Genomic DNA, 13,937 nt, shown 5'->3' on the forward strand with positions numbered 1-13,937 from the left:
ATGGGGAATCTGGCGCTTGACGGAGACCTTGCTGGCGTGTATGTAGCTTGTTCCATATATTTTAACGCTAGGGCAATGCCGCCCTTCCGCGCTTAAAAGCCGGGGGGGTAGCCCCAAAACCGCTCAGGCCCGGCGTGCCGCATCGCTCCGGTGGTCGGCCCAAGGCCCTGCCGGAAATTTTTTAAGGAGTCTGCCATGAAAAGAACATATCAGCCGAGCAAAATCAGAAGGGCCCGCACTCACGGGTTCCGTACCCGCATGGCCACCCCCAGCGGGCGCGCCATCATCCGTCGTCGCCGCGCCAAGGGCCGTAAGGTTCTGAGCGCCTAGCGGGGCGGGCTTGCCCCGTTCTACATGGGTATTCCCATGAATCAGAATGGTTTGCCGCAGCACCTGCGGATACGCCGAAGAGCGGAATTCGTAGCGTGCTATGAGCGGGGCAGGCGTCTGCATACCGAGCATTTCCTTGTTTTTGTGCTGTCGGGCAATAGTCCCGGTCTAGCTGCGCGCACTGGCATGGCTGTTTCCCGCAAGGTAGGCAATGCTGTTGTGCGCAATCGCGTCAAAAGGCTGCTGAGGGAATTTTATCGTCTGCACCGCAGCGATTTGCCCAAGGAAGCTGACATCGTTACCGTTGCTAAAAAGCATGCCGGAGAGGCTGCGCTGGATTTGGCCAGCGTAGCCGCCGAGCTTTTGCCGCTGATGCGGCGCGTGGTTCGGCGAGAGCCGGGCCGTCCGGCATTGGATGGGCTGCCATGAGTCATTTGCTGCGTAATCTGTGCATATTACCCATACGCGTTTACCAGCTTTGCATCTCGCCAGTGCTTCCCCCCGCCTGTCGGTTTTATCCCACCTGTTCCGCCTATGCCGCAGAGGCCATCTTGACCCACGGCATATTCCGGGGCGGCTGGCTTGCGCTCAAGCGTCTTGCCCGCTGCCACCCCTGGGGCGGTTCAGGCTATGATCCTGTTCCACCACCAAGACGTCCCCGTGACGTCCCGCCACTGTCCCAGGAGTGAACGCCCTCATGCAAGACGGAAAAAATCTGATCATCGCCATACTTTTGTGCCTCGTCGTTATTGTGGGCTGGAGTTACGTGTCCGAGTACATGGGCTGGGTCCGCAAGCCTGATCCGGCCATTGTTGCCCAGCAACAGCAGGAGCAGCAGCAGGCTGCACAGCAGCAACAGGCCCAGCAGGTCGCCGCAACCGCGCAACAGGCCATGCCCGTATTCACGCCCGCCCCGGGCCGCGACCTCACGGTCAACTCCCCCCTTTATGAAGCCGTTTTCCACACTGGCGGCGGCGCGCTGCGTTCCTTCAAGCTCAAGCAGTATCAGACCGGTCTTGCGGTGGATTCCCCGCTGGTCAACCTTGTTGACCCCAAGACCGCCGCAGTTGCCCCGCTGGGCCTTGTGGTGAACAGCCAGCCCTCGTGGAGCACAGGCCAGTGGTCTGTGGAAGGCAATGAAAATGGCCTGAATATCGGTGCCGGTCAGCAGGGCGTGCTGCGCTTTGACGGCGAGGTGGACAGCCTGCGCGTTATCCGCGAAATGACCTTCAGCTCCGATACCTATCTTATCCGCGAAAAAATCCGTGTGGTGAACACCACGGATCAGGCCCGCAGCGTTCGAGTCAGCTACACTGTGGCCGCCGATGCCAGCAATGCCGCAGGCGACCGTTATGATGCCATGCGCCTTGCCTGGGACAACGATGGAAGCCTTGGCGAAGAATCTTCGCCCAAAACGCTTGAAACTACAGGTGCGCAGGTTGCTGGCAAGATTTACTGGGCTGGCACCATGAGCACCTATTTTCTTGCTGCGGTGCTGCCCGGCGACACGAGCAACGTGACCGTCAAGGGCCGCATGCAGCAGAACGTGTTCCGCGCTGCCGTTGAAGAACCTGAAGTGATGCTCGGCCCCGGCCAGGAGCGCGAACTTACGGTTTCTTACTGGGTTGGCCCCAAGGAACGCGCCAAGCTTGCCGCTGTTTCTGACCAGCTTGCCAAGAGTATTGACCTCGGCATGTTCCATGTGATCGCCAAGGGCTTGCTGTGGCTGCTTGAATTTTTCCAGAAGTACGTGAACAACTGGGGCGTGGCCATCATTTTGCTGACGGTTCTTATCAAGGCCCTGTTCTGGCCCCTTACGGCCAAGAGCTACGCCTCCATGGAAAAGATGAAGAAGCTTCAGCCGCACATGGTGGCTATCCGCGAGAAGCACAAGGACAACAAGGAGCTCATGAACAAGGAAGTCATGGCGCTCTATAAGACCTACGGGGTCAACCCGGCCAGCGGCTGTGTGCCCATTCTCATCCAGATGCCCGTGTTCTTTGGCCTGTATCAGGCTCTGCTCACGTCCATCGAGTTGCGTCACGCGCCTTTTATCTCCTATCTGCCCGGCACTGACATCATCTGGCTGGCTGACCTTTCGGCTAAAGACCCGTTCTACATCACGCCCATCGTCATGGGCCTGACCATGTTCATCCAGCAGAAAATGAGCCCCCCGGCCACTGACCCCACCCAGCAGAAGATCATGATGTTCCTGCCGCTGATCTTCACCGCCATGTTCCTGAGCTTCCCCTCGGGCCTCGTGGTGTACTGGCTGGTCAACAACATCCTGTCCATTGCGCAGCAGAGGATGATGGCGAAGAAGTTCTCTACATCCGCAGCGAAGTAGGCCGCCCCGGCGGGTTCGCGTGACACAGCAAGGGGTTCGTATGGAAGGGTTTAAAGAATTCCAGGGAAAGGATCTCGACAGCGCCATAGAGGAAGCCTGCGGCTACTTCAACACAGCGCGTGAAAAGCTCGAGATTGAAATAGTGCAGGACGCCAAGTCCGGCATATTCGGCATCGTGGGGGCGCGCAAGGCCAAGGTTCGGGCCAGGCGCGTGCAGCTGCGCGAAACGATGGAAAGCATTCTGGGCAGAAAGAACGGCGAGGGGGCTTCGGCCCCTGCGCCGTCTGCCGGGCAGCCCGCATCAGCGAGTGAGAATTCCGGGTCTGCGGAGCAGCGCAAAAACGGCGGCAACCGGCAGGAGCAAGCGCCTACGCCTGCTCCTGAATCTTCTGCCCCGGCAGCCCCCAAGGCTCCCGCTGCTCCCAACGCTCCGGAGGTTCAGGCCGAAAAGGACCGGGCCGATGGGCGTGACCGCCAGCAGGAGGCCCGGCCTCAGCGCAATCAACAAGACGACAGACGTAACCAGCAGGATGACAGGCGCAACCGTGGCCGCAACCGCAAGCCGCAGTCTCTGGACGCCTTTGAGAGTGAAGAAGATCTGGACGCCGCCATTAATGGCAATGTGCTGGATAAACCCGCTGATCGGCCTTTTGACCGCCGGGGCGAGCGTAACGGCAAGCCTGACAGAAATGGCGCCAAGCCTTCCGGCAGAAATTCCAGAAACGACCGGGGCCGCGACCGCACAGGCAGAAATGCCGAAGGCGGCGAAGGCGCGGAGGCGGTCAATCCCGCCGAGGCCCCTGCGCGTGAAGCCAGAGGGCGGCGCAATGATTCCCGGTCGGACAACCGGCCTGACAATCGTTCAGACAACCGCCCCGACAGCAGGGGCAACGGCAGGGCAGAGGCCCGTCCCGCCCAGCGCGAGAATCACCGCCCAGAGCGCGCACCGCGCCCTGACGCGCCGGTTGATGGACTGGAAGATGATTTTGAAGCCGCAGGCGAGGGTTTGCCGGTTACTCCTCTGGAGCAGCTTGACGCCGCAAAGCTTGAAGCCCTTGTGGATGAAACCGTGCGCAAGCTCATCCGGCCCATCACTGGGGACGGCGTGGGCATCACCGTCAAGATCGGCGGTGGCAGAGTTTATGTGGGCATTGATTGCGATGAAGACTCCGGTCTTCTGATAGGCCGCGAGGGGCAGACCCTTGCCGCCCTGCAATACATGATATCGCGCATTGTATCGCGCGGCATGAACGCAGCCGTGCGGGTGCAGCTTGACGCCGGAGAATACCGCCGCCGTCAGGATGAAAAACTGCGCGAAATGGCGTTGGCTCTTGCAGACAAGGTGCGCCAGAGCGGGCGCTCCTACTCCACACGGCCGCTTTCTTCGTACCATCGGCGTATTGTGCACGTGTGCCTGCAAGAGGCCGTTGACGTGCAGACCCGCAGCACGGGCGATGGCCCCATGAAACGCGTGGTCATCATGCGCAGAAAGGGAGAACGCGCCTAGCTTCAGCCTCACTGGCAGATGCGCGCTCATACCGCAAGCGGGGCCAGCAGGGTCTTGAAGGTGCTTGTTACGTTGCCGGAGAAACAGCCCGACTGGGCGCAGATCTCCGGCAACACGCGTTGGCGAAGCCGCGCAAACACAGGGCAGGATATGGATACAGCAGTGCAGACAGAACGTGGCGACACCATCGCCGCCATTGCAACCCCTCCCGGTGCCGGGGGGATTGGCATCGTGCGCCTTTCTGGCCCTCGGGCCAAGGAAGTTCTTGCCCGCATGTTTCTGCCCCTTTCAGCGCAGGTGGAAAATTTCCATCCCTGGCTTTTACACCGGGGCCGCGTGCTGGACTGGAACGGCGAGGCGCTCGATGATGCCCTGGCTGTTTTTATGCCTGGGCCGCGTACCTTTACTGGCGAAGATGTAGCCGAGATTCACAGTCATGGCGGCCCTTTTCTGGTGCAGGCCGTGCTTGAAAGCGCGCTGCGCCACGGGGCGCGGCAGGCTGAGCGCGGCGAATTTTCGCGCCGCGCCTTTGTCAACGGGCGTATGGATCTGAGCCAGGCCGAAGCCGTGGCCGAGCTTATAGCCGCCCCCTCGCGCGAGGCCCTGCGCTACGGACTCAACCGTCTTGAAGGCGTTCTTGGTCGGCGCACTGCCGAGCTGCGCGAAGAACTGGAAATGCTGCGTGCCCAGATGTGCCTTGCCGTGGATTTTCCTGACGAAGAAGTTGAAGGCATGGAGCCAGCCGCGCTCTGTGAAGTTCTCGACAGGGTCATGCTGGCTGTGCGGCGGCTGCTGGCCGGGAGCAGACGGGCCCAGATCGTGCAACAGGGCGCTGTCGTGGTGCTGGCTGGCGCGGTGAATGCTGGCAAGTCCAGCCTTCTCAATGCGCTGCTAGGGCGCGAGCGCGCACTTGTGACCGATATCCCCGGCACAACGCGTGATTTTCTGGAAGAAACATGCAATCTTGACGGTCTGCCCGTACGCCTGACAGACACAGCAGGCCTGCGGCAGGCTGAAGAAACCGTTGAGCAGCTTGGCGTAACGCGCAGCCGCGAAAAAGTTTCGCAGGCTGACCTTGTTGTTCTTGTGCTTGATGGCGGCCTGCTGGGCGAGGAAGGTGCAGCGGCAGAGGTCTGCCCGGACCCTGCGGCCCGCGAGGTTCTTGACTCTGTGGGTGATACGCCCCTGCTCGTGGTGTGGAACAAATGTGACATTTGCATGCCAAAAGTGTTCCCCCCCCGCTGGATTGGTGCGCGAACCTGTTGCGCAGTGAGCGCACTTTCCGATACATATGTCGAAGAGCTTGCAACCATGTTGCGATCTGTGCTGCTTGGGGGCGGTTCGGATACCGCGCCGGAAGACGGCCTTGCGCCCAACGCAAGGCAATCCATGGCGCTGGAAAAGGCTTTGAAAGAACTTGAAGGGCTGCGTGCTGATGTTGTTGCAGGGCAGCCTTACGATTGTTGCGCGGTCAGACTCGATATGGCCGCCGCTCATCTGGGGGAAGTGACCGGGCTTTCCAGCCCGGCTGAAGTGCTTAACAGCATATTTGCCCAATTCTGCATTGGTAAGTAACCTATGGATATGGACGTTTTGCGCCGCAGGTTGAGTTGCGAGGAAATCAACGCCATGCCCCTTTTTCATTACGAGGGGCCTGTGCAGGTTATTCGCACACTGGAGGACTGGAAAAACGCGCTGCCGGATCTGCGATCTGAAGACCTGCTAGGGTTTGATACGGAAACACGGCCTTCCTTTCGCAAGGGACGCCGCAATTTTCCGGCTTTGATCCAGCTTGCCACGGCCAATGCCGTGTATCTGGTGCAGTTGGCCTTTTTGCCGTTCGGGCCCCATGTGGTCGAAATTCTGGCAAACCCCGATCAGGTCAAGGCTGGTGTGGGCATCCGCGATGATATGCGTGACCTTGGCCGCCTGCACGACTTTGAGCCAGCGGGGCTGGTGGATCTTGGCGGTGTGGCACGCGCGCACAAACTGCCCAGTCAGGGTTTGCGCACCCTTGCGGCCAATTTTTTTGGCTGGCGTATTTCCAAGGGCTCGCAGTGTTCAAACTGGAGCCTCATGGAACTGACCCCGCGTCAGATTGCCTACGCCGCCACCGATGCCTGGATCGGGCGGCTGATTTTTTTGCGCATGTGCGAAATGGGGCTCATTCCCTCCTGTCGCAGCGCCTGTGAGGTTGCGCCGGACGGCGATGCCCTGGCAGCGGGGAGCGCCGTGTGAGCGAAAGTGCTTCGCTGTTCTGCTTTCCTCCGCTTGGCCCCAGACTGGTTTTTTTTACGGGCGGCACGGCTCTGCGCGATCTGAGCCGTGAACTGATCCAGTACACCCACAACTCCGTTCATCTCGTCACGCCCTTTGATTCCGGCGGTAGTTCTGCGGCCCTGCGCCGCAGCTTTGCCATGCCTGCCGTGGGCGACATCCGTAATCGTCTGCTGGCTCTGGCCGACAGCGCGGTTGTGCCCGCCCCGGTGATGGAATTTTGCGCCAGCAGGCTCCCGGAACAGTCGGCGGAATGCAACGATCCGCACGAACTGCGCCAACAGTTGCGCACCATGGGCAGCGAGGCGCATCCCGCATGGGCCGCTATGCCGCCGCTGTTTGCAGATGCCTTGCGCCTGCATCTCAATTTTTTTCTGCAACGCATGCCCGAAGATTTCGACCCCTTCCGCGCCTGCCTGGGCAATCTGATTCTGGCAGGGGGCTACCTGCACCACAAACGGGTGTTTGGCCCGGTCATGGCCTTTCTCAGCCGCTTGCTGCAAACGCGTGGCGTGGTACTGCCCATTGTGAGCGAAAGCCTGCATCTGGCGGCGGAGCTGGAAGACGGCTCCCTTGTAGTGGGGCAGCATCGCTTTAAAAATCTTAGCGGTGCAGTGCGGCGGTTGTTCCTCACCGTGCACGAGCCTGACCGGGGAGCCGAGCAGGTAGAAAAGTTGCAAACCCCTTGCCGTCCGCCACTTGCACCAGCCTCGGTGGCCTATCTGCGCTCGGCGGCGGCCATTTGCTACCCCATGGGCAGTTTTTACACCAGCGTGCTTGCCAACTTGTTGCCGCAGAATGTGGGCCGTGCAGTGGCTGCCGTAGAGTGTCCGAAAATTTTTATTCCCAATACCGGAACAGACGCAGAACTGCACGGCCTGACCGTGGCCGGGCAGACAGCCATGATCTTGCGCCATCTGCGTGAAGACGCCCCCGACGCCCCCGCCGAGGCCCTGTTGCAGACCGTGCTGGTTGATGCCCGTAATGGCCGCTACGAGGGCGGGCTTGATGCTGGTGAACGTGACGCCCTCGCCCAACTGGGTGTGCGGCTGGTAGAAAAACACATGGTCTACGAAAATGATCCGCAGCGCCATGTGCCGGAATTAACCGCCAAAGCCCTGCTGGAGCTTGTTCCCGGCAGTTCGGTGACCCTGTGAGCAATGAAACTCCCCCCGTATCTTGCATCGAGGCGCAGCAAGCGACTGCAAAACAGTTTGAAGCCTCCGGTGCCGACATGATCGGCCAGAGGCTGGACTATGCCCTGACCTTGCTGCTGCCGCAGATGGGCCTGCGGGGGCGCAAGCGCAGCATTGAAAGTGGGCAGGTGCTCGTCAATGGGCGCTCCTGCAAGGCAGCGCAACGTTTGCGTAAAGGCGATGTAGTTTCGCTGGCGGATGCGCCGACCGATGACCAGCAGACCCAGAACGCCGTTGTTGACGCGGCCGATACTGACGCATGCCCCGCAGATGCGAATTTTGAAGCTTTGCCCAGGCTTTTGGAGCGGCAGGGCGAGTTCTGCTTTTTTTACAAGCCCGTGGGTTTGCACACTGCCGCATTAACAGGCGGCAACATGCCTAGCCTGGAGAGCATGCTGCCGCAGTTGCTGGCAGGGCAGGGCTGCACTGAGGCTGGCCCTCAAGATGGTGCGGATATGAGTGCGGAGGCTGTGCCCCCTCAGTTGATGCAGCGCCTTGATCACGGCACTTCTGGCATTGTGTGCGCGGCGCTTTCCCCGCAGGCGGCCAAGACTTTCCGATTGGCCGAGGCGGCTGGACGCTGTGAAAAGCGTTATGTTGCGCTTTTGGCCGGGCGGCTGGAAGAAGATTTTACCGTGACTTTTGCCCTGCGCACGGACAAGCGCAGCAAAAGCCGTGTGCTTGATCGCGATGCCGGCTGCACACGCTGGACGAATTTTACGCCCCTGCATTATTTTGAAGGGGACGACCTGCCGCAACTCGCCCTCACAATGGATCCACAGTTCCACCGTGCCGGGCTGACCCTGGCCGGGTGCCGCATCCGGCGTGGCGCGCGCCACCAAATCCGTGCGCATGCCGCCGCTGTGGGGCACCCCCTGTGGAACGACCCCCTCTACGCAGACAAAGATCCCAAAGCTGAAGCTCAAGCATCCCACGGCACGTTCTATCTGCACCACGGCTGCCTGCTGCTGCCGGGGACAAACTGCGTCATGCCGCCCCCCTGGTCTTTTTTGCCGGAAGCTGTTGCCCGGCAAGTTTTGGAATGGCTGACATCTGTCGACTGAGCTTTTCTCGGGCTGGTTGTTTTTCCTCAAGTTCACGTAGCAAAGTATTGCGCGCCAAACAGCGCCGTATTATAGATTGTGCGCTCAATCTAGAGCGGAATTTTCCCGCGAAAAGTCGCGTCAGCCGCGGAAATGCGCAAAAGAATGACCTCATAACATACCGCTATGATTTGAGTTCTTTTTTGCTCATTGAAAAGTTTAATTTGACGCCCTGTTTTCTCTTGGCACAAAGTTCTGCCCGGTATAAACGGAAGAGGTCAAACGGGTTGGCGAAGTGATGCACTGCTCGCCCCCGGAAGCTGCATGCCCCGGCAAAACCTGCGCAAACAGCTACCATTCGTGGCGCTCAGCGCTTGCAACCAGTTCAAGGAGAAAGGATGTTTCCTGCTCTACTGCCCAAATCCGCTCCGTTTTTTGCCATGCTCAACGAGCAGAATGATCTGCTGCGCCGCATGTCCGCCCTGCTGGTAAACATGCTGGAAGACGTTTCCAACATGGATCACGTGCACAAGGAAATCGCCTTTCTGGAAGAAGAGGCCGACCTGCTGCACAGCAAGATCATCCGGGCGCTTTCCCAGACGTTTATCACGCCCATTGACCGCGAAGATATCCTGCGCATCAATCAGGAACAGGAAGAGTGCATGGACTGCCTGCACAGCCTGAGTACGCGGCTGCATATTTTTGAATTTGCCTCAATCCGTTTTCCCGCCTTGCAGATGGCGCGCACCATCAGCGCCATGCTTGAGTTGACCTATGAGATGCTTGCTGGCCTCGCCAATCGGCGCGACTGCCACAAGACCCGTGCTTTTCGCGGCCTGCGCAGCGAATGCGATATGGTGCTGGCCGTGGGCCTGGCGGAACTGATGGACGAGCATCAGGAATTGACTAGCAAGGCGCTCATGCGGGTGCTCAAGTGGAGTCAGGCCTACGAGCGTATGAATATCCTGCTTGAGCAGGTCAATGCTCTGGCGGAAACCATTGAAGAAGCGGTGCTGAAAAATGTTTGATATCCCCGTGCTGCTGGCGCTCATTGTGCTGGTGGCCCTGGTGTTCGACTTCACCAATGGCGCGCACGACTGCGCCAACGCCATTGCCACAGTGGTTTCCACCAAGGTGGTGACGCCGCGTTTTGCGGTGGGCGCTGCGGCCCTGCTCAATCTGGGCGGGGCGCTGCTTGGTACTGAAGTGGCAAAAACACTGGGCAGCGGCATTGTTTTGCCGCAGGTGGTGGAGGGCAGCCATGTGCTCGTGCTGGCCGCCCTGGTGGGGGCCATCACCTGGAACTGCATAACCTGGTATTTCGGCATCCCTTCATCGTCGTCCCACGCCCTGATTGGCGGGCTTATCGGCGCTGCTGTGGCAGATGCGGGCTTCAGCGCACTGAACGCCAAGGGCATCTGGGACAAGGTGCTGGTGCCCCTTGTGGCCTCGCCCCTGGCTGGCTACGCAATGGGTTTTTGCTGCATGTGGATCATTTACTGGATATGCGGGAATATACACCGTCGTAAGGTCAATGCCTCGTTCCGGCGTCTGCAACTGCTGTCAGCCGCGCTTATGGCCACCAGCCACGGCCTCAACGATGCGCAGAAGACCATGGGCATCGTCACCCTGGCCCTGATGATTTTTGGCAAGATCGACACCGTGGAAGTGCCCCTGTGGGTCAAGCTTTCCTGCGCCGGGGCCATGGCCCTTGGCACCGCAGTAGGCGGCTGGAAGATTGTTAAAACCATGGGGCACCGTATTTTCAAGCTGGAGCCGGTGCACGGCTTTGCTGCGGAAAGCTCCGCCGCCCTGGTCATCACCGGTGCATCCCTCATGGGTGCCCCGGTCAGCACCACGCACACCATATCCGCCTGCATTTTTGGTGTGGGGTCTTCCAAAAGGCTTTCAGCAGTGCGCTGGAATGTGGCCGCAAATCTGGTGACCGCATGGGTGCTCACCTTGCCCGCTGCGGCAGGCGTGGGGTTTGTTTCCTACTGGCTGCTGCATTTTATCTGGAACTGACCGGATTTGGCACGCATTGCGCTGGCCTGGCGGCCCGCCTTGCGAGAGAGACCATTCAAAAGCCCTGTCCCCGCGATCTGCCGGGACAGGGCTTTTCGTTTCAGGGGATTCACAGCGCCATACCCACTTGGCTGCCTGATAGCCAGTGAGCATCAAGTTCTGGTCAGAACAAGAATGTCCGGGGCATGCCGCAATGATTGCGGAGATGGAAGGGCTTGCAGGGGGGGAGAAAATTGCGCGCAAATGGTGCCGTCACGCTGGCAGGATCAAAAGCCGAGCGCAATCAGTGCGCGCTCGCCTGTGTGCGGGCGCGCTGCACATGCAGATATCGCCGGGGGATGTCGGAGCCGCAGTCCTTGCAGCACAAGGTACGCCAGCGGCAGGCCGCAAGGGCAACCCTGAGCGGGCTAGTCGCGGCTGCCTTCGCGTTCTTCCTGGCAGGCGCGGCACAGGCCAACACCGGGTAGGGCTTCAAGGCGCTTGGCGGGGATGGGGTCGCCGCATTCACGGCAACAGGCTACGCCGTTGATCCATTCCGGGCCGCCGCGATCTACAGCGGCACGGGCCCGCAAGAGGGCTGATTCGCGGTCAAGGCGCTCCAGCTCGGTAGCCTGATCAAAAACGTCCATGAGTACTCCTTGTGTAAAGCAAGCGGCAACCCCGCAGAGCGGGGTTGCCGTAATTTTTGCAGAATATTTTCAGGGAGCACTATGTAGTGTACAATCGTGCTTCTGTAAAGACCCGGACAGGTCGATTTTTTTAAAAAGCCTTCAAAATGTCTTCAAGCGTGGTCACAAAGCTGTCCAGATCCGCCTGCTCAATGTTCAGGGGCGGCAGGAGGCGCAGGGTGATGCCGTGGCTCAGATTGCATATGAAGCCCCGGCGCAGCAGTTCTTCCCACACATCCTTGCCTGAAACGGTCAGCTCAATGCCCAGCATGAGGCCAATGCCGCGCACTTCGCGGATTTTGCCGGGAACGCGCTGTTGGAGTGCGGCCAGCTGGGCCTTCATGTGTTCGCCCAACGTGCTGGCGCGGTCTGCCAGCTTGTCGCGCAGCATGATTTCAACCGTCTTGGCCGCCACAGCGGAAACAAGCGCGCCGCCGCCAAAGGTGGTGGCGTGGCTGCCCGCCTCAAAGCCCTGCGCAACTTCGTCCGTTGCCAGCATGGCGCCCATGGGCAGGCCGTTGGCGAGCGATTTGGCCATGCTGATGATGTCGGGCGTGAGACCGCAGGTCTGGAAGGCCCAGAACTTGCCGGTACGGCACAGGCCCGCCTGCACTTCATCACACATAAAGAGAATGTCGTGCTTGCGGCACAGGGCCTCAACACCGTGCAGATAGTCTGCGGGCAGGGGCACAATGCCGCCTTCGCCCTGCACCACTTCAACCAGCACAGCGGCGGTGGCGGGGGTGATGGCGGCTTCCATCGCTGCAAGGTCGTTGGCCGGGACCTGCTTGAAGCCCTCGGGCAGGGGGGTAAAACCATTGCTCAGGCTTTCGCGCCCAGTGGCGGCCAGTGACCCAAGCGTGCGGCCATGAAAGCAGCCCTCAAGGGTGATGATTTCGTAGGCATCGCGCTTTTTCACGCTGCGCATGTAGCGGCGCGCCAGCTTTATGCAGGCCTCGTTGGCTTCTGCACCGGAGTTGCAGAAAAAGGCCTTGCTGTGGTGGCTCGTTGAGAGCAGCAGCCTCGCCAGTTCAAGCTGTTCTTCCTGATAAAACAGGTTGCTCACGTGCCAGAGCTTGTGCGACTGGGCCTCAAGGGCGGCGCAGATTTCATCATTGCAGTGGCCAAGGGCCGTTACGGCAATGCCCGCCAGCAGATCGACATATTCCTTGCCGTCCACATCCCAGAGTCGCGCGCCCTTGCCTCGCACGATAGCCAGCGGGTAACGGCTGTAGGAACGGCAGAGCAGGCTCTCTTCCCCGGCTTTCACGGCGGCAAAGGCTTGTGACATGGACAAACTCCTTCTCGGTGAACGTATGAATGGTGGAATGGATGAAAGTCGCTGGCGGTTGCCAGCGCAGAGTATCAGCGCCCGGTGTGACCGAAACCGCCGGAACCGCGCTCTGTGGCAGACAGTTCCGTAACTTCACGCCATCGCGGTCGCACAAAGGGCTGAAAGATGAGCTGGGCCACGCGCTCGCCGTTCTGGATGCGGCGCTCCTGGCCGGAGGTGTTCAGAAGGAACACCAGAATTTCCCCGGTATAGTCCGGGTCGATGATGCCGACGCCCTGGGCGACGGTGATGCCATCGCGCGCGCCAAGGCCGCTGCGCGAGTAAACAAAACCGGCAATGCCAGCCGCGCGGGGCTGCACACTGATGCCCGTGCTTACCTTGAGCCTGCCCCCGGCGGGAATAACCGTTTCGGGCGTATCAAGGCAGGCGCGCAGATCCATGCCTGCCGACTGGCTGGTGGCAGGAGCAAGAAAATCGTCCTGCCCCTGGGCATAGAGTTCACGCGCGCCGGGGCGCACAAACGCAATGTCCACGGGGGCCATGCCCTCGTGGAGGTCGTTTGCCTTTTCGGCGGTGTGCTGCTGTGAGTGGTCATCGCGCATCGATTGTTACTAGCGCAGCTTTTCGTTGGGGGCAAGAGCCTGATTGGGGCGCAACCCTGTTGACTTGGCATTTTGCTGTGTATACAGAAAATCTATTATCAACACTCAACAGGATTATTGGATGTACACTTACCAGGATTCTGCCCGTTATGCATAGCAGGGGCTATTGCATAACAGCTTGATTGTTTAGGCAATAGCCCTTGCTCCGTCCTGACATTTCATCGGGAGGAAGCATTATGGGCTATAAAAAAGCGACTAAAGTTCTGCCGCAACACCTGTTGCGGGCCATACAGGAATATGTTGACGGGGAATACCTGTACATTCCCCGCAAGGAAGAAAACAGAAAACACTGGGGAGAAACCGCCCCCAACCGTGCCTTCCGTGCTGCCAGAAACACCGAGATGGCTGCGCGGCGCAAGGCGGGCTGGTCTGTTGCGCAACTGGCGGAACGGTATTTTCTTTCCGAAAAAGCGGTTTACAAAATTCTTGCGGCCTTGAACTGAGGTCAACCGAGACTGGCGGCAGCTGCACAGGATTGTTCCGGCTGTTGTGGTCATGCTCGCAGGAATGTATTTGTTTGCCTTCAGCGCCCTGACGTGTCGGGGCGCTTTTTGTTGGGTAAGAAGCGGGCGGGCTTGCCATCAGGCG

General features: G+C 59.8%; 15 protein-coding genes. 12 read left to right on the top strand and 3 right to left on the bottom strand.

All coding sequences use genetic code 11. The features are described 5' to 3' along the window. The first annotated feature begins 195 nt into the window (after nucleotides 1-195). The 11 genes from rpmH to G449_RS0102765 all read left to right on the top strand — a co-directional run bounded on the left by rpmH (nucleotide 196) and on the right by G449_RS0102765 (nucleotide 10,725). The gene (gene rpmH, locus G449_RS0102720) at nucleotides 196-330 is read left to right on the top strand and encodes a 50S ribosomal protein L34 (RefSeq protein ID WP_022657771.1); all 135 of its coding nucleotides are present in this window, start codon (nucleotides 196-198) and stop codon (nucleotides 328-330) included. Between the two features lie 36 nt (nucleotides 331-366). Next, nucleotides 367-759, top strand: coding sequence for a ribonuclease P protein component (rnpA, locus tag G449_RS0102725; RefSeq protein ID WP_022657772.1), 393 nt, complete (start codon nucleotides 367-369; stop codon nucleotides 757-759). Continuing rightward, nucleotides 756-1,019 (top strand): membrane protein insertion efficiency factor YidD, encoded by a 264-nt coding sequence (yidD, locus tag G449_RS18025; protein ID WP_022657773.1) that lies wholly within the window; start codon nucleotides 756-758, stop codon nucleotides 1,017-1,019. The genes rnpA and yidD overlap by 4 nt, the downstream gene beginning before the upstream one ends. 8 nt (nucleotides 1,020-1,027) lie before the next feature. Further along, nucleotides 1,028-2,677, top strand: a complete 1,650-nt coding sequence (yidC, locus tag G449_RS0102730; RefSeq protein WP_022657774.1) for a membrane protein insertase YidC — start codon at nucleotides 1,028-1,030, stop codon at nucleotides 2,675-2,677. A gap of 40 nt (nucleotides 2,678-2,717) precedes the next feature. After that, the gene (locus G449_RS0102735; protein WP_022657775.1) at nucleotides 2,718-4,184 is read left to right on the top strand and encodes a protein jag; all 1,467 of its coding nucleotides are present in this window, start codon (nucleotides 2,718-2,720) and stop codon (nucleotides 4,182-4,184) included. 150 nt (nucleotides 4,185-4,334) lie between these two features. Then, nucleotides 4,335-5,759, top strand: coding sequence for a tRNA uridine-5-carboxymethylaminomethyl(34) synthesis GTPase MnmE (gene mnmE, locus G449_RS0102740; RefSeq protein WP_027180648.1), 1,425 nt, complete (start codon nucleotides 4,335-4,337; stop codon nucleotides 5,757-5,759). A 3-nt stretch (nucleotides 5,760-5,762) separates the two neighbouring features. Further along, the gene (locus tag G449_RS15680; RefSeq protein ID WP_022657777.1) at nucleotides 5,763-6,422 is read left to right on the top strand and encodes a 3'-5' exonuclease; all 660 of its coding nucleotides are present in this window, start codon (nucleotides 5,763-5,765) and stop codon (nucleotides 6,420-6,422) included. Beyond that, on the top strand, nucleotides 6,419-7,618 hold the full coding sequence (locus G449_RS0102750) for a GAK system CofD-like protein (RefSeq protein WP_022657778.1): 1,200 nt from the start codon (nucleotides 6,419-6,421) through the stop codon (nucleotides 7,616-7,618). The genes G449_RS15680 and G449_RS0102750 overlap by 4 nt, the downstream gene beginning before the upstream one ends. Further along, on the top strand, nucleotides 7,615-8,721 hold the full coding sequence (locus tag G449_RS0102755) for a pseudouridine synthase (protein WP_022657779.1): 1,107 nt from the start codon (nucleotides 7,615-7,617) through the stop codon (nucleotides 8,719-8,721). Before G449_RS0102750 ends, G449_RS0102755 begins: the two co-directional genes overlap by 4 nt. A gap of 377 nt (nucleotides 8,722-9,098) precedes the next feature. Continuing rightward, entirely contained in the window at nucleotides 9,099-9,728 is a 630-nt protein-coding gene (locus G449_RS0102760) for a DUF47 domain-containing protein (protein ID WP_022657780.1), read from the top strand. Beyond that, nucleotides 9,721-10,725 (top strand): inorganic phosphate transporter, encoded by a 1,005-nt coding sequence (locus G449_RS0102765; protein ID WP_022657781.1) that lies wholly within the window; start codon nucleotides 9,721-9,723, stop codon nucleotides 10,723-10,725. The genes G449_RS0102760 and G449_RS0102765 overlap by 8 nt, the downstream gene beginning before the upstream one ends. A 407-nt stretch (nucleotides 10,726-11,132) precedes the next feature. Here the strand turns inward: G449_RS0102765 and G449_RS0102770 are convergent, their stop codons facing one another. From G449_RS0102770 to dut, 3 genes are all read right to left on the bottom strand, one after another. After that, entirely contained in the window at nucleotides 11,133-11,354 is a 222-nt protein-coding gene (locus G449_RS0102770; protein ID WP_022657782.1) for a TraR/DksA family transcriptional regulator, read from the bottom strand. Nucleotides 11,355-11,484: 130 nt separating this feature from the next. Further along, nucleotides 11,485-12,684, bottom strand: a complete 1,200-nt coding sequence (locus tag G449_RS0102775) for an aspartate aminotransferase family protein (protein WP_022657783.1) — start codon at nucleotides 12,682-12,684, stop codon at nucleotides 11,485-11,487. A 74-nt stretch (nucleotides 12,685-12,758) separates the two neighbouring features. Next, on the bottom strand, nucleotides 12,759-13,229 hold the full coding sequence (gene dut / locus G449_RS0102780; RefSeq protein WP_027180649.1) for a dUTP diphosphatase: 471 nt from the start codon (nucleotides 13,227-13,229) through the stop codon (nucleotides 12,759-12,761). Between the two features lie 296 nt (nucleotides 13,230-13,525). On the opposite strand from dut, the gene G449_RS0102785 reads away from it, so the two are divergent. Beyond that, nucleotides 13,526-13,792: a CD3324 family protein gene (locus tag G449_RS0102785; protein ID WP_022657785.1), complete on the top strand. Its 267-nt coding sequence runs from the start codon at nucleotides 13,526-13,528 to the stop codon at nucleotides 13,790-13,792. The last annotated feature ends 145 nt before the right edge of the window (nucleotides 13,793-13,937 follow it).

This window comes from Desulfovibrio desulfuricans DSM 642, assembly GCF_000420465.1.
GTDB lineage: Bacteria > Desulfobacterota > Desulfovibrionia > Desulfovibrionales > Desulfovibrionaceae > Desulfovibrio > Desulfovibrio desulfuricans.

Bases quoted from the DNA above. Each gene is read 5' to 3' on its own strand.
- rpmH (WP_022657771.1), top strand. From the start codon at position 196: ATGAAAAGAACATATCAGCCGAGCAAAATCAGAAGGGCCCGCACTCAC.
- rnpA (WP_022657772.1), top strand. From the start codon at position 367: ATGAATCAGAATGGTTTGCCGCAGCACCTGCGGATACGCCGAAGAGCG.
- yidD (WP_022657773.1), top strand. From the start codon at position 756: ATGAGTCATTTGCTGCGTAATCTGTGCATATTACCCATACGCGTTTAC.
- yidC (WP_022657774.1), top strand. From the start codon at position 1,028: ATGCAAGACGGAAAAAATCTGATCATCGCCATACTTTTGTGCCTCGTC.
- G449_RS0102735 (WP_022657775.1), top strand. From the start codon at position 2,718: ATGGAAGGGTTTAAAGAATTCCAGGGAAAGGATCTCGACAGCGCCATA.
- mnmE (WP_027180648.1), top strand. From the start codon at position 4,335: ATGGATACAGCAGTGCAGACAGAACGTGGCGACACCATCGCCGCCATT.
- G449_RS15680 (WP_022657777.1), top strand. From the start codon at position 5,763: ATGGATATGGACGTTTTGCGCCGCAGGTTGAGTTGCGAGGAAATCAAC.
- G449_RS0102760 (WP_022657780.1), top strand. From the start codon at position 9,099: ATGTTTCCTGCTCTACTGCCCAAATCCGCTCCGTTTTTTGCCATGCTC.
- G449_RS0102765 (WP_022657781.1), top strand. From the start codon at position 9,721: ATGTTTGATATCCCCGTGCTGCTGGCGCTCATTGTGCTGGTGGCCCTG.
- G449_RS0102770 (WP_022657782.1), bottom strand. From the start codon at position 11,354: ATGGACGTTTTTGATCAGGCTACCGAGCTGGAGCGCCTTGACCGCGAA.
- G449_RS0102775 (WP_022657783.1), bottom strand. From the start codon at position 12,684: ATGTCACAAGCCTTTGCCGCCGTGAAAGCCGGGGAAGAGAGCCTGCTC.
- dut (WP_027180649.1), bottom strand. From the start codon at position 13,229: ATGGCCCCCGTGGACATTGCGTTTGTGCGCCCCGGCGCGCGTGAACTC.
- G449_RS0102785 (WP_022657785.1), top strand. From the start codon at position 13,526: ATGGGCTATAAAAAAGCGACTAAAGTTCTGCCGCAACACCTGTTGCGG.